Here is a 13,369-nt window from a genome sequence, read left to right as displayed (position 1 = left end):
AGCCGCCGGCGTCCGGTACGTCTCACGGGATGCCGGGCCGTGGAATCCGTCGCTAGATGGATGAGGGGCCTTCGTGCGGTCCGAACGCTGAACGAGTGAACAGGAAAGGCTGGGACACGGCATGCGGAAGCGCAGTCTGCGGGACTTGCAGGTATCGGCCATCGGTCTGGGGTGCATGGGCATGTCCGCCTTCTACGGCTCCACCGACCAGAAGGAGGCGATCGAGACCATCCGGCGTGCCCTGGACATCGGGGTGAACTTCCTCGACACCGCGCAGATGTACGGGCCCCTCACCAACGAGTCGCTCGTAGGCGAGGCGATCCGGGGGCACCGCGAGGAGTACGTGATCGCGACGAAGTTCAACTACCGGATGGACGACGCCGTACCGGGCGACATCAGCACGGTGGGCCCGCAGGACGGCTCGGCCGAGCACGTCCGCAGCTCGGTCCACGGCTCCCTGGAGCGGCTGGGGACCGACCACATCGACCTGTACTACCAGCACCGGGTCGACCCGAACGTGCCCATCGAGGAGACGGTCGGCGCGCTGGCCGAGCTGGTCGCCGAGGGCAAGGTGCGGGGCATCGGCCTGAGCGAGGCGAGCGCGGAGACCATCCGGCGCGCCCACGCCGTGCACCCGATCACCGCCGTGCAGAGCGAGTACTCGCTGTGGTCGCGTGACGTGGAGGACGAGGTGCTGCCCGCCTGCCGTGAGCTGGGGATCGGCTTCGTGCCGTACTCGCCGCTGGGCCGCGGTTTCCTCGCCGGGCGGTTCACCTCGCCCGACGACCTGGACGTGAACGACTGGCGCCGGGAGAACCCGCGCTTCCAGGACGCCAACCTGGCGGCGAACCTGGGGCTGGCGGCGAAGGTGAAGCAGATCGCCGCCGAGAAGGACGTGACACCGGCCCAGCTGGCCATCGCCTGGGTGCTGGCCCGGGGCGAGGACCTGGTGCCCATCCCGGGCACCAAGCGCCGTACCTACCTGGAGCAGAACGCCGCCGCGGTGGACATCACGCTGACCGATGACGACCTGGCCCGCATCGACGCGGAGCTGCCCGAGCCGGCGGGTGAGCGGTACGACGAGGCGGGCATGCGGTCCGTCAATCGCTAGCCGCCCGAGGTACCTGTCCGCTGCGGCCGTCCGGGCCGGCGCCCGGGGCGTCACAGCCCGACGGTGCTGCCGGGCTCGACGCGGGTGATGGGGACGCCGGTCAGGCCTTCCTCGCCGAGGAGGCGGGCGGTGGAGTGCTGGCCGAGCTCGCTGAGCATGAGCTCGTGGATCTGGATGACCTGTTCGGGCTTGACTGCGCGGACGTAGTCGGCGGCCTCGCCGAGCTTGGTCCAGGGGCCGCTCGTCGGCAGCAGCAGGGTGCGCACGGGAGCGTCGGGTGCGAAGTAGGCGTCACCGGGGTGGTAGAGGGCGCCGTCGTCGATGAGGTAGCCGACGTTGTCGGGGCACGGGATGTCGGCGTGGATCCGCGCGTGGCGGTGGCCGTGGACGGTGGCGGTGAGGGAGCCGACGGTGATCGTGTCGCCCGCGGTGACGGTGTGGACGCGGCCGTCGCCGTCGCCGAGGGCGGTCGCGACGGCGGCTGTGCCGTAGACCTGGAGTTCGGGCCGGGCTTCGAGGGCGGCGGAGACGACCTGCTCGTCGAAGTGGTCGAAGTGTTCGTGCGTGATCAGTACGGCGTGGGCGCGGGACACGGCCTCCGCCGCGTCCGGGGTGAGGGTGCCGGGGTCGATGACCAGGCGGGTCCCGTCCTTCTCGAGCGTGACACAGGCGTGGGCGTGCTTGGTGAGCTGCACGGTGGGTCCTTTCCGGGGGATTCCCCCGATCGAAGGTTTACAACCAAACTGTACACCTAGACTGTAGATAACGAGATGCAGGGCTTGGCCGGGGCGCACCCGGGGCCTCGGGCTCGGGTTCAGGACCCCCGGGCTCGGCCTCGGTTTCAGGGTCCCCGGCTCGGGTTCCGGGCATGTGGCACGGACCCCGGTTCGGGAGCGAGGCCGGAAACAATGCACCCAAGGTGTACAGCTTGGTTGGCGAGCACCGGCTACTCTGGCGCCATGGACGACGACCAGCTGGCGGAGGAGCTTCGCCTCACCATCGGGCAGCTCGTACGCACGGTGCGTACCGCCGACACGATGCCTCCCGGCGAGGCTGCCGTCCTCGGCTACCTGGACCGCGACGGCCCGCTGACCACCGCCGACATCGCACAGCAGCGGGGAGTCAGCCACCAGTCGGCCGCCAAGGCGGTCAAGGAGCTCCTCGCCCGGGGCCTTGTGTCCACGGAGCCCCACCCCAGCGACGGGCGCAAGCTCCTGCTGCACCTCACGGCGGCGGGAAGCGACCGTCTGACCGAGGAACGCCGCAGGCGGGCGGACTCGCTCGGCGTCGCGATCAACGACACCCTCAGCCCCGACGAGCGGGAGACGCTCGCCGCGGCGCTGCCCCTCCTGTCACGCCTGACCGCACGGCTGAAGACCGGGCAGCCCGTGGGCTGATGCGGGCGGGCACCGCTGTCCGGGCACCGCTGTCCGGGCGCCGCCGCCCGGGGGCCGCATCGCCGTCATCGCGGCGTCCTTCGCGCCGCACGTACGCGCGCCGTCCTCGCGGGCGGGCGCCGCCCGATGCTCTCGGGCGGCGCCTGCTGTCGTCGGGTTATTCGACCTTGGCCCAGTCGAGGGTCCGCTCCACGGCCTTCTTCCAGCCCGCGTACCCTTCCGCGCGCCGGTCCTCGGACCACTGGGGCTCCCAGCGCTTGGACTCCTGCCAGTGCGTGCGCAGTTCGTCGGTGTCGCGCCAGAATCCGGTCGCCAGACCCGCCGCGTAGGCGGCGCCGAGCGCGGTGGTCTCGGCGACGACCGGTCGGCTGACCGGTACGCCGAGGACGTCCGCCTGGATCTGCATGCAGAGGTCGTTGGCGGTGACGCCGCCGTCGACCTTGAGCACGTCGAGGTGGACTCCGGAGTCCTGCTCCATGGCCTCGACCACGTCGCGGCTCTGGTAGCAGATGGACTCCAGGGTCGCCCGGGCGAGGTGGCCGTTGTCGTTGAAGCGGGCCAGACCCACGATCGCGCCGCGGGCGTCGGAGCGCCAGTACGGAGCGAACAGGCCCGAGAAGGCGGGAACGAAGTACATGCCGCCGTTGTCCTCGACGGTGCGCGCCAGCGTCTCGCTCTCCGCCGCATCGTTGATGATCTTCATCTGGTCACGCAGCCACTGCACCGCGGACCCGGTGACGGCGATGGAGCCCTCCAGGGCGTACACCGCCGGGCTGTCGCCGAACCGGTACGCCACGGTGGTGAGCAGGCCGTGCTGCGAACGGACCAGCTCGGTACCGGTGTTGAGGACCAGGAAGTTGCCGGTGCCGTAGGTGTTCTTGGCCTCGCCCGGCGCGTAGCAGACCTGTCCGACCGTGGCCGCCTGCTGGTCGCCGAGCACCCCGGTGATGGGGATGGCGGCGCGCAGGGGCCGGGAGGTGCGGGTCACGCCGAACGCCTCGCGGTGGGAGGACGCGCTGATGGTGGGCAGCATCTGCCGGGGGATGTCGAAGAAGCCCAGCAGCTCGTCGTCCCAGTCGAGGGTCTCCAGGTCCATCAGCATGGTGCGGCTGGCGTTGGTCACGTCGGTGGCGTGGACACCGCCGTCGGGGCCGCCGGTCAGGTTCCACAGAACCCAGGCGTCCGTGTTGCCGAAGAGGGCGTGGCCCTGTTCGGCCGCCGCGCGGACGCCGTCGACGTTCTCCAGGATCCACTGGATCTTGCCGCCGGAGAAGTAGGTCGCCGGGGGCAGCCCCGCTTTGCGGCGGATGACGTCGCCCTTGCCCGAGCGTTCCAGGGCAGCCGCGATGGAGTCGGTGCGGGTGTCCTGCCAGACGATGGCGTTGTAGTAGGGACGTCCGTTGCGCGGGTCCCACACCACGGTGGTCTCCCGCTGGTTGGTGATGCCGATCGCGGCCAGGTCCTCGGGGGAGAGGTTGCCGTGCCGCAGCGCGTTCTGCATCACCGAGTTGGTGCGTTCCCAGATCTCCACCGGGTCGTGCTCGACCCACCCCGAGCGCGGAAGGATCTGGGCGTGCTCCAGCTGGTGCTTCGCCACCTCGTTGCCGGAGTGGTCGAAGATCATGAATCGGGTGCTGGTGGTGCCTTGGTCCACCGCGCCCACGAAGTCAGCCATGGATTGCCGCCTCTGCTGTGGGTGTCATTGCTCGGGGCTCGGAACACGGCCGGGGGGTTCCGGCTCCGCCGTCGGCAGGAACCGGCCGATGAAGGCCTTGTAGAGGCCGGCGCCGAGCAGGCCGCCGATCAGGGGACCGACGATCGGCACCCAGAAATAGAGATTCCCGTACTGATCTCGCCATGCTGTGCCGTAGCCCGTGAAGAAGCTGGCCAATCGGGGGCCGAAGTCACGTGCCGGGTTGATCGCGTACCCCGCGTTGGTTCCCCACGCCATGCCGATGGCCACGACGATGAGACCGACGATGAACGGAGCCAGGTTGGCGCCCGGCGGTGTGTTCAGCAGGTCGGTGACGGCCAGGATCAGCAGGAGCAGGATCGCGGTGCCGATGATCTGGTCACGGAACGCGCCCCATTCGTGGACCGGCAGGTTCGGATTGCCGTTGGCGGGGAGCGTGGAGAACACGCCCTGTGTCTTGATCGTGTGTCCGGGGTCGGCCTTCGCCAGCGCTTCGGTGTAGTTCCACCGCACGATGAGAGCGGCCACGAACGCGCCCGCGGTCTGGGCCAGCGCGTAGGGCGCCACCTTGCGCCACGGGAAGCCCTTGAACGTGGCCAGGGCGACCGTCACCGCCGGATTGAGATGAGCGCCGCTGAGCCGCGCCGCGACGTACACACCCAGGGTGACGCCGAGGCCCCAGGCCCAGGCGATGCTGTCGTGGTTTCCGAGTCCTCCGGCCGGCGTCGTGAGCGCTCCACCGGCGACCACCTGGGCCACCACGCCACAGCCGAAGAGAATGAGAATCATGGTGCCGACGAACTCGGCCGACAGTTCGCCGACCAACCCCAGCCTTTTCAGTCTGTCAGCCATTGGAAGCCCGCTTCCCGCCGGCACGGAGCCGGCACGTCGACTGCTCGAGCTCTCCCGCACAACAGCATAAGGCGATCATGGGGTAAGCGCACAGAAGGAAGGATGCGCAGGCGGCCGGGGGTTCGTCCGGACGACAGCACCTTCGGGAACGTCATGTGACGCGCCGCTGAGAACAGGGGAGAAATCGCCCCTTCGACGGCTCCCGAAAACCGCGATGCCGGAATTCGGGAATCGCCCGACGAGACGGCAATGAGAAGAGTTCACCGCAGTTGAGGTACGGAGCGGACGTTCATCGCCGTGAGCGCGTGGTGTCGGCGCGCCCCGGGACGGCCTCCGGCTCGGGGCGGTTCGGGAGCAGCAGGCAGAGCGGGACGGCGACGGCGGTGAAGGCCACCGACCACCAGAAGGCGGCGTCGAAGCCGTGGGCCAGGGCCTCGGGCGTGCGGGCGTCCCCGGCGCTGCGCTGGAGGACGACGGTGAGGACGGCGATGCCGATCGAGCCGCCGATCTGCTGGGCGACGCGGGTGATGATGCTGGCGTCCGGGATCTCCTCGTGCCGAAGGCCGACGTAGGCCGCGCCGCTGGGCGCGATCATGGCGGCGCCCAGGCCGATGCCGCGGACGAACAGTGCGGCCATGAGCAGGGGTTCGCCGGTGTCGGCGGTGACGAAGGCGAACGGCACGCCGGCCGCGGTGACGAAGGTGAACGCCGCGATGGCGACCCGCCGGGGGCCGAAGCGGTCGGTGTACCGGCCGGCCAGGCCGCGGGCGACGAGTGCGCCGACGCCCTGGGGGACGAGCAGCAGTCCGGCGCCGAGGGCGTCCTCGCCGCGGACCTGCTGGAAGTACAGGGGCAGCAGCATCATCGCCCCGTACAGGGACAGGCCGGCCAGGAAGACGAGGGCGGAGGAGGAGGCCACCGCGCGGTGGCGGAACAGCCGCAGGTCGACCAGCGCGCCGTCCCGCGGCAGCGCCCAGGCGACGAATACGCCGATCAGGGCGAGTCCACCGACCACCGGGACGAGGACCCGGGCACCGGTGAAGCCCGTGCCGCCCCCGACCTGGGAGAGGCCGTAGATCAGGGCGGCGACGCCGGGGGACAGCAGGAGCAGCCCGACGACGTCCAGGCGGGGACGGTGGCCGTCGGGCGCCGGACGGTCGTCGGGCAGGTCGCGCCGGGCGAGCAGGCAGCCGGCGACACAGAAGGGGATGTTGACGAGGAACAGCCAACGCCAGTCGGCCAGATGCAGGACGAGACCGCCCAGAACCGGCCCCAGGACGGGGCCGAGCGCGGTGGGGACGGTGATGACGGCCATGACCTTGCCGATGTTGCGGCCCTTGGCGGCCTGCATGATCAGCGTGACGGTGAGTGGCATCATGATGCCGCCCGCGACGCCCTGGACGACGCGGAAGGCGATGAGGCTGGTCGAGCTCCACGCCAGCGCGCTCAGGATCGAGCCGAGCAGGAACACGCTCAGGGAGGCGATCCACAGGCGTTTGCCGCCGACCCGCGCCTGGGCCCAGCCGGCGAGCGGGATGGTGACGAAGATGGCCAGCAGATAGCCGGTGCTCACCCACTGGACGGTCGACAGCGGGGCATCGAGGTCCCCGGCCAGGTCGTCGAGGGCGACGCTGACGATGGTGGTGTCGAAGACGACGGCGAGGGCGCCCACGAGGACGGTGAAGGCCGTGCGCCACACGGCGGGGTCGATGCGGTCGGGGTCCACCGCGGCGGGCGCGGAACCGGCCCGGTCGGCAGTGCTCATGAACAGCCACCTTAAGATACAAAGTTCTATCTTACGGCTGTCAGGGTAGAGCGATAGAATAAGATAGGCAAATCTATCTAAGGGAGGGCGGATGCCCGAGCGACGCCGCGGAGCGGCACTGGAGAAGGCGCTTCTCGACGCGGCCTGGGACGAACTCACGGCCAACGGCTACGCCAGGTTCACCATGGACGCCGTCGTGCGGCGGGCGGGCACCAGCCCGCCTGTCCTCTACCGCCGCTGGTCGGACCGCGAGGAACTGGTCCGCGCCGCCATCGTCCACACGCTGCGGGGGTACCGCCTCGACACCCCCGACACCGGGAGCCTGCGGGAGGACGTCCTCACCCTCATGCGGGAGATCAACGCCACCCGTGTCCCGCTCATCACCGTCATGAGCGCACAACTGGCCGGCTACCACCAGGAGACCGGCACCTGCACCGCCGAGCTGCGCGACCCCCTCGCCACGGGGCGCAAGGAAGCCCTCGACGTGCTCTACGACCGCGCCGTCGACCGGGGCGAGATCGAACGCGGCCGCCTCACCGAACGCGTCAAGGCCCTGCCCTTCGACCTGCTGCGCCACGAGATCCTCACCAGCTTCGCCCCCGTACCCGAGCGCGTCCTCGAGGAGATCGTCGACACGGTCTTCCTCCCCTTGGTGCGCTGACCGGCGCGCCGATCGCGACGGGGCGCACCCCGGCCCCCTCGGGAGTCCCCCGTCGCGGCGCGTCGTGTGTGCCGCCCCTTCGCGGGTATCCGCTCCGCATCGCAAACCCTCGGGCCGACGCCCGACCAACCGGAGGAGAGGTACCGCATGTCCGCGTCCCTCGTGGAAACGGTCGATATCGAGGCCCCCGTCGCTGTCGCGTGGGAACTGTGGAGCGATGTGACCCGGTGGCCGTCCTTCCTCAGCCACGTACGGCTGGTCGAGCGGCTCGACGACCGCCGCTTCGCCTGGCAGCTGCAACTGCCCGGCGCCGACAAGAACTTCGTCGCCGAGCTCACCGAGGTCGTGCCGCGGGAACGGATCGCCTGGCACACCGTCGAGGGCGTCCACCACGCGGGTGTGGTCACCTTCCACCGGCTCAGCGAGACGACGAGCCGCGTGACGCTCCAGATCGAGTACGACCCCAAGGGGTTCGTCGAGCGCGTCGGCGCGCTGACCAATCTGGACTCGGCACTGGCCAACTACGACCTCGGCGAGTTCCAGAAGCTGGCCGAGACAGCCGCCGCCGCCTGACCCGGACACTGCTGCCGCGTACCCGTGTCCGGCACCGGTCGGGAGCGGGACCCGCGACGTGCGGCCGCGGTCCCCGGGCCGTGGCCTCAGCCGCGTGCGGCGAGTGCCTCGCGCCAGGCCGGGCTGTCGACGTAGTGGTTGTCGAAGCGTTCCGAGGAGTCCTTGATCTCCTGCGGGTCGGCCTCGCCGCGCATCACCCGGCCGAGGAGCCGCAGGTAGTCGAAGCGGCCCGCGCCCGGGGTGAAGACGAACAGTACGTCGGCCGTCCTGCCGGGTGCCGCGGCGAAGGCGTGGGGGGTGTGCGGCGGTACGACGAGGAAGTCGCCTGCCTCCAGGACGACGATCTCCTCGCCCACCAGTGCCTGGAGCGCTCCGTCGATCACGAAGAACGCCTCGGACGCGGCGGTGTGCAGGTGGGCGGGTGCTCCGACCGCGCCCTCCGCGAACGTCGAGCGGTAGCCGGTGAGCCGTCCGCCGGTGTGATCGGAGTCCGCGAGCAGTGTCATGACGCTGCTGGGGTCACGGGTCGTCTCGGCGTCCGCCGCGCGAGTGAGGACCGGGGCGAAGCCGTTGGTCAGGGCGGTCCGGGAGCTCTGCGTGGTCTCGTTCTTCGTCGTCATGCGTACGACTCTAGGGAGTGGATCGACCGGTGCCGGGGTGCATTTCGGGGTCAGGATCGTGGGTCAATCCGCTCCACTCGCCGCAGGGGGCGGACGGACACACGCGCCGCGGACAGGTTGTGGCGATGACCGAACCGCGGCCGCCCGGCGGCGTCGAGCCCGACGCGGACGAACTGCGTGCCCGGTGGGCGGACGCCTGGCGGCCGGAGCGGGTGGCGGAGCGGTTGGCCGGGGTGGGCACGCCCTGGTGCGTCGCGGCCGGGTGGGCACTGGATCTGTTCCGCGGTGAGCAGACGCGGCCGCACGGTGATCTGGAGATCGCGGTGCCCGTGGCGGGATTCCCGAGGATCCGGGACCGCTTCCCCGAGTACGTGTGGGACGCGGTGGGTTCGGGACGGGTCTGGGCGGCAGCGGGAGCCGAGGCACTGGCGGCCACACATCAGACCTGGCTCCGTGATCCGGTGAGCGGCCGGTACCTGTTCGACGTCTTTCGTGAGCCGCACGTGGGCGAGACCTGGATCTGTCGGCGGGACGGGAGTCTGCGGCTGCCGTACGACGCGATCGTCGAGCGGACGGCGGACGGGATCCCCTACCTGGTGCCGGAGGTGGTGCTCCTGTTCAAGGCGAAGGGGACGCGGCCCAAGGACCAGGCGGACTTCGACGGGACGCTGCCGCTGCTGGACCCGGCGCGGCGCGCTCGCCTCGGTGAGTGGCTGGAGCGGGTGCACGCCGGGCATCCCTGGCTGGCGGAGCTGACGGGGTAGCGGCGCGGGACGTCCGCGTCACTCCTCGAGGCCGTCACGGAGGTCGAGGCTCGGTTCTGACCGACGGGTACGTAGCCGAAACCGTGACTCCGGCAGCGGGCCTCGTACGCGAAGGTCGGAGCCCCCTCGACCACCGGCAACCGGCCCTGCCGCGCGGCGAGGACCGCGACGGCTCATGAGCCTCAGGACGTGCTCGCGTACAGCTCTTGCAGTGGCTGGGCCGAGTCGGTGCCGGAGTGCCCGAAGGGAGCGTCGAAGCTCCACACCAGGAAGAGCAGGAACACCACCAGGGCGCTGAACGCGGTGGCCAGCATCAACTCCCGTGCGGAGCGGCGGATCTGGAGGGCGTAGAGCAGACCGAGCGTGACGATCCCACCGGCGATCAGGCCGAACCAGACCACCCCCGGCAGGGTGCTGCCGGCGCTGTCGAGGCGCTGGTGGCGGGCGTCGTCGGCCGCGGCGACCTGGTCCAGGAGCGGCTGGTACGCCTGTGCCTGGAGTTCGTCGGAGGGCGTGTGGTGCGCGATGTCGCTGCGGATGCGGGTCAGCAGCCGGCCCCCGGTGGCGTCGATCGGATCGTCGTCCTCCATGGCCGGCCATTCGGCGGTCACGGCGTGCCGGGCGTAGGCGTCGATGTGCTGCTGGACCTGGGTGTGGAAGGAGGCCGGATAGACGTCCAACCGCTGGTCGATCTCGTACAGGGCCTGGGCCTCGCGCTGCACGGTGTCCTCGGCGGCCCCGCGTGCCTCCCAGACGCCGGCGATCGCCAGCCCGAGGACGATGGCGTAGACGACGCCGACCATCATCACCATGTACTCGAGCACGTCGGGTGTCTGTGAGGTGTCCTCGTCGTCCGCCACACGGCGGTGGCGCATCACGGTGGCGGCGACCACGAAGGCGCAGACCAGCGCGCAGGCCAGGGTGTAGATCAGCCATTCCGGCACAGCAGGACTCCAGGATGAGCAGATGAGAGATGAGCAGTGGGGGATGAGCGTGTGAGCGGGTGAGGGGATGAACGTGTGAGGGGGAGGTGCTGTGGGGCGGGCGGTTCCTCGGGCCTGGGCGGTCAGCCGCGGTTCCGGCGTCGGGAGCCCGGGCGCAGCGCGGCGGCGGCCAGGATGGCCGGGGTGGTGATCACGACGGTGGTCATCGTGGTGGACAGACCGGCGGGTGCCGGACGAGCCGAACCACCGCCGTAGTGGAAGCGCGGCACCCAGCGGAAGAGCGCGGCGCGGGGCGTCGGGTCGGGTGCCCGAGCGGGTGCGGGCGCCGGTGCCGGTGCGGGCGGGTCGGCGACGACGCCGGCGGCCTCGGGCGGCGGTTCCGGCGCGGACTCGCGCCGCCCGGCGGGACGCGGACGAGGGGGCGTCGACGAGGGCCCGGCCGGGGGGACGTCGGCCGGGCGAGGCGTCCGTGCCGCCGCTGGTGTCCGCTTCGAGGGGTCCGGTTCGCGCGACGGCCGTGGCGTGGGCGGTGACGACGAAGGCGCGGCGGGCCGCTGCGGGGCGGAGCCGCCGACCTCGACCCAGCCGTCGGCGGAGCACACCACCACGTGGGGGGTGGGGGAAGTGGTGTCGACGACGACCGCGGGTCCGCCGGCGCACGGCAGCGGGCAGAGCGCGGCGGCGGTTCCGAGACCGACGGTGATCCAGCCGCTCACCAAGGCTGTTCCTCTCCGCTGACGAGGGGCGTGCCCTGGACGCGGGCACGCACGAGTGGACGCCGACGCGCTCACCGGGCGGTGGCCGTTCGGCAACGGGAGTAACGATCATGCTCGGCGCGGGGACACGGCCGCGCCCGGCGTTCGGCCCCGCGGCCCCCCGCGCGGCCCATGACCTGCCGGCGGGTCAGCGGCTGCGGGGAGTCGGCGGTCCGGCGAGGAGGACGGCTTCGATGGCGGCGTAGCGCTCGCGTTCGCGCGCGGTCGCCTTCCGGCCGGACAGGAGGGTGCCGAGCAGGCCGCAGAGGAATCCCGCCGGTACCGACACGAGAGCCGTGGTCGTGAAGGGGAACCAGTTGAAGTCGACTTCGGGGAACGCGGATCCGGGCGAGCCGGAGACAAGGTTGGTGCCGGTCATCAGGACGAGGACGCTGACCGAGCCGCCGATGAGCGTGCACAGCAGACCGGCCCGGGTGAAGCGCCGCCAGAAGAGGCTGTAGACGAGGGCGGGGGCTATGGCCGAGGCGCCGAGGCAGAAGGAGACGGTGGCGAGCGGCTGGAGGCTGCGGTGCTGGGCGAGCACGGCGAGCAGGATGACGGGCAGTCCCACCGCCAGGGCGGCCAGCCGCGCCAGCGCCATCTCGCGCAGCGCCGAGACGTTCGGTCGGGCCGCGGCGATGTCGTGGGCCAGCGAGTTGGCGCAGGCCAGCGTCATGCTGGCCACGGAGGCCAGCAGCGTCAGGAAGATCGCCGTCGTGACGGTGGCGAACAGCAGGCTCTCCGGGCGGGAGAGATGCATCCCGAACGCGGCACGCGAGCCGAGCAGATAGGCGGTGTTGCCGCGCGGGTCGGCCCCGGCGACGCCCGTCCGCCCGATGAGGGCCGTCGCGCCCACGCCGATGACGGTGATCACGGCGATGAACAGGGTGACCGTGGAGATGGCCCAGGACATCGCGCGGCGCACCTGGGGAGCGCTGCCGGCGGTGTACATCCGCATGGTGACGTGCGGCAGACAGGCGCCGCCCAGCACGATGGCGCACTGGGTGCTCACCATGTCGAGTCCGCGGTGCGGGCCGTTGGCGAACTGAAGGCCGTAGCGCAGGAAGTTCTGCTCGGCGCCACTGCCGTGGGCGGCGGCCTGGAACAGGGTCCGCGGGCTCCAGCCGAAGGTGTGCAGGATGAGTCCGGCGACGATCAGTCCGGACCCGAGCAGGATCACGGTCTTCAGGATCTGGATCAGGGCGGTGCCCCGCATCCCCCCGATGGCCGCGTAGCTGATCATCAGGGTGCCCGCCCCGACGACGCAGCCGGTCCGCATCGCGCCGTCGGAGAATCCGAGCACGTACGCCAGCAACTGACCCACCCCGGCCAGCTGTACGACCATCATCGGCACCAGCGAGGCGAGGGTGACCACACAGGCGGTGATGCGCACCGCGCGGCCCGGGAGCCGTCTGCCGAGGGCGTCGGCCATGGTGAACCGGCCGGTGTGATGCAGCGGTTCGGCCAGGAGGACCATCAGGAGCAGCAGGGACAGCACGGTGCTCAGGGCCAGGACGACACCGTCGTAGCCGCACAGCGCGATCACGCCGCCGATGGTGAGCACGGTGGCGGCGGAGATGTAGTCACCGGCGATGGCCAGGCCGTTGCGCAGGGGCGACAAGGAGCGGTATCCGGTGTAGAACTCGTCGAGGTCGTCGCGATCGGGGCCGGTGAGCACGCACAGCATGAGCGTCAGGGCCACGACACTGGAGAACGCCACCAGGGACCAGGACTGCGCGGAGCCGTCGAAATCCGTCACGGCCGCGGCTCCTCGCGCGGGACGGGACGGGGTCGGCCGTGCACCCGCCGGGCCAGCGGGTCGACGTAGCGGCGCGCCGTGAACTCGTAGAGGAGGACCGCCAGCCAGGTGACGGGCAGTTGTACCAGGGCGAGGAGGAGTCCGGTGGGCAGGCCGCCCGGTGCGGTGCGGGTCATGACGGAGGGGGCTTCTACGGTGAGGGTGAGGAAGGCGGCGAAGTAGCCGAGCGCGGCGAACGTGGCGACGCGCCGCTGCCAGCGGCAGGCCCGGCGCAGCCGGCGCAGGTCGCGGTGGGTGCCGGCCACGGACCGCACGGGGGCCGGCAGGCGGGTCTCTTCGTACGGGGCGGCGGCGGCCCACCGCGGGGCTGCGGCGGAGGAGGCGTGCCGTGCGGGCAGGTGCCGCGCCGGGTATAAGTCGGAGCTGTCGGAGGACATCCCAGGATCTCCTACTGGGTCGTGGGCCCCAGGGGTGC

At 71.2% G+C, this 13,369-nt stretch carries 14 protein-coding genes; 5 read left to right on the top strand and 9 right to left on the bottom strand.

Features of this window, described 5'->3' with window-relative positions; genetic code table 11:
* The first annotated feature begins 121 nt into the window (after positions 1-121).
* Positions 122-1,111 carry an aldo/keto reductase gene (locus tag AOQ37_RS18860; RefSeq protein ID WP_062645728.1) on the top strand — a complete coding sequence of 330 codons (990 nt, stop codon included), beginning with the start codon at positions 122-124 and terminating at the stop codon, positions 1,109-1,111.
* 50 nt (positions 1,112-1,161) lie between these two features.
* Here the strand turns inward: AOQ37_RS18860 and AOQ37_RS18855 are convergent, their stop codons facing one another.
* Positions 1,162-1,806: an MBL fold metallo-hydrolase gene (locus tag AOQ37_RS18855; RefSeq protein ID WP_062645727.1), complete on the bottom strand. Its 645-nt coding sequence runs from the start codon at positions 1,804-1,806 to the stop codon at positions 1,162-1,164.
* Between the two features lie 264 nt (positions 1,807-2,070).
* On the opposite strand from AOQ37_RS18855, the gene AOQ37_RS18850 reads away from it, so the two are divergent.
* Positions 2,071-2,508 carry a MarR family winged helix-turn-helix transcriptional regulator gene (locus tag AOQ37_RS18850; protein ID WP_062646057.1) on the top strand — a complete coding sequence of 146 codons (438 nt, stop codon included), beginning with the start codon at positions 2,071-2,073 and terminating at the stop codon, positions 2,506-2,508.
* 157 nt (positions 2,509-2,665) lie between these two features.
* On the opposite strand, the gene glpK is transcribed toward AOQ37_RS18850, so the two are convergent.
* The 3 genes from glpK to AOQ37_RS18835 form a co-directional block, all read right to left on the bottom strand.
* A complete protein-coding gene (gene glpK / locus AOQ37_RS18845) occupies positions 2,666-4,183 on the bottom strand; it encodes a glycerol kinase GlpK (RefSeq protein ID WP_062645726.1) in 1,518 nt (505 codons plus the stop codon).
* A 24-nt stretch (positions 4,184-4,207) separates the two neighbouring features.
* Entirely contained in the window at positions 4,208-5,053 is an 846-nt protein-coding gene (locus AOQ37_RS18840) for an MIP/aquaporin family protein (RefSeq protein WP_062645725.1), read from the bottom strand.
* 289 nt (positions 5,054-5,342) lie between these two features.
* Positions 5,343-6,818: an MDR family MFS transporter gene (locus tag AOQ37_RS18835; protein WP_062645724.1), complete on the bottom strand. Its 1,476-nt coding sequence runs from the start codon at positions 6,816-6,818 to the stop codon at positions 5,343-5,345.
* Between the two features lie 91 nt (positions 6,819-6,909).
* Here AOQ37_RS18835 and AOQ37_RS18830 point away from each other — a divergent pair, with 91 nt between their 5' ends.
* Both AOQ37_RS18830 and AOQ37_RS18825 read left to right on the top strand, forming a co-directional pair.
* Positions 6,910-7,479, top strand: coding sequence for a TetR/AcrR family transcriptional regulator (locus tag AOQ37_RS18830; protein WP_062645723.1), 570 nt, complete (start codon positions 6,910-6,912; stop codon positions 7,477-7,479).
* Between the two features lie 147 nt (positions 7,480-7,626).
* Complete coding sequence (locus AOQ37_RS18825; protein WP_062645722.1) at positions 7,627-8,052, top strand: SRPBCC family protein; 426 nt, start codon at positions 7,627-7,629, stop codon at positions 8,050-8,052.
* A gap of 86 nt (positions 8,053-8,138) precedes the next feature.
* Here AOQ37_RS18825 and AOQ37_RS18820 read toward each other — a convergent pair whose 3' ends face one another.
* Entirely contained in the window at positions 8,139-8,672 is a 534-nt protein-coding gene (locus AOQ37_RS18820; RefSeq protein ID WP_062645721.1) for a cupin domain-containing protein, read from the bottom strand.
* A 125-nt stretch (positions 8,673-8,797) separates the two neighbouring features.
* Between AOQ37_RS18820 and AOQ37_RS18815 the strand changes: the two genes are divergently transcribed.
* Positions 8,798-9,436, top strand: coding sequence for a nucleotidyltransferase domain-containing protein (locus AOQ37_RS18815; RefSeq protein ID WP_062645720.1), 639 nt, complete (start codon positions 8,798-8,800; stop codon positions 9,434-9,436).
* A 182-nt stretch (positions 9,437-9,618) separates the two neighbouring features.
* On the opposite strand, the gene AOQ37_RS18810 is transcribed toward AOQ37_RS18815, so the two are convergent.
* The 4 genes from AOQ37_RS18810 to AOQ37_RS18795 form a co-directional block, all read right to left on the bottom strand.
* A complete protein-coding gene (locus AOQ37_RS18810) occupies positions 9,619-10,380 on the bottom strand; it encodes a bestrophin-like domain (protein ID WP_062645719.1) in 762 nt (253 codons plus the stop codon).
* Between the two features lie 122 nt (positions 10,381-10,502).
* Positions 10,503-11,096: a hypothetical protein gene (locus AOQ37_RS18805; RefSeq protein ID WP_159401355.1), complete on the bottom strand. Its 594-nt coding sequence runs from the start codon at positions 11,094-11,096 to the stop codon at positions 10,503-10,505.
* Positions 11,097-11,283: 187 nt separating this feature from the next.
* A complete protein-coding gene (locus AOQ37_RS18800; protein ID WP_062645717.1) occupies positions 11,284-12,894 on the bottom strand; it encodes a sodium/solute symporter in 1,611 nt (536 codons plus the stop codon).
* Positions 12,891-13,331 carry a DUF485 domain-containing protein gene (locus AOQ37_RS18795; protein ID WP_062645716.1) on the bottom strand — a complete coding sequence of 147 codons (441 nt, stop codon included), beginning with the start codon at positions 13,329-13,331 and terminating at the stop codon, positions 12,891-12,893. The genes AOQ37_RS18800 and AOQ37_RS18795 overlap by 4 nt, the downstream gene beginning before the upstream one ends.
* Positions 13,332-13,369 lie beyond the last annotated feature (38 nt).

Source organism: Streptomyces maremycinicus (assembly GCF_001184025.1).
GTDB lineage: Bacteria > Actinomycetota > Actinomycetes > Streptomycetales > Streptomycetaceae > Streptomyces > Streptomyces maremycinicus.
Note: the sequence above shows the minus strand (reverse complement) of the source record. Positions and strands in the feature narration are given on the sequence as shown.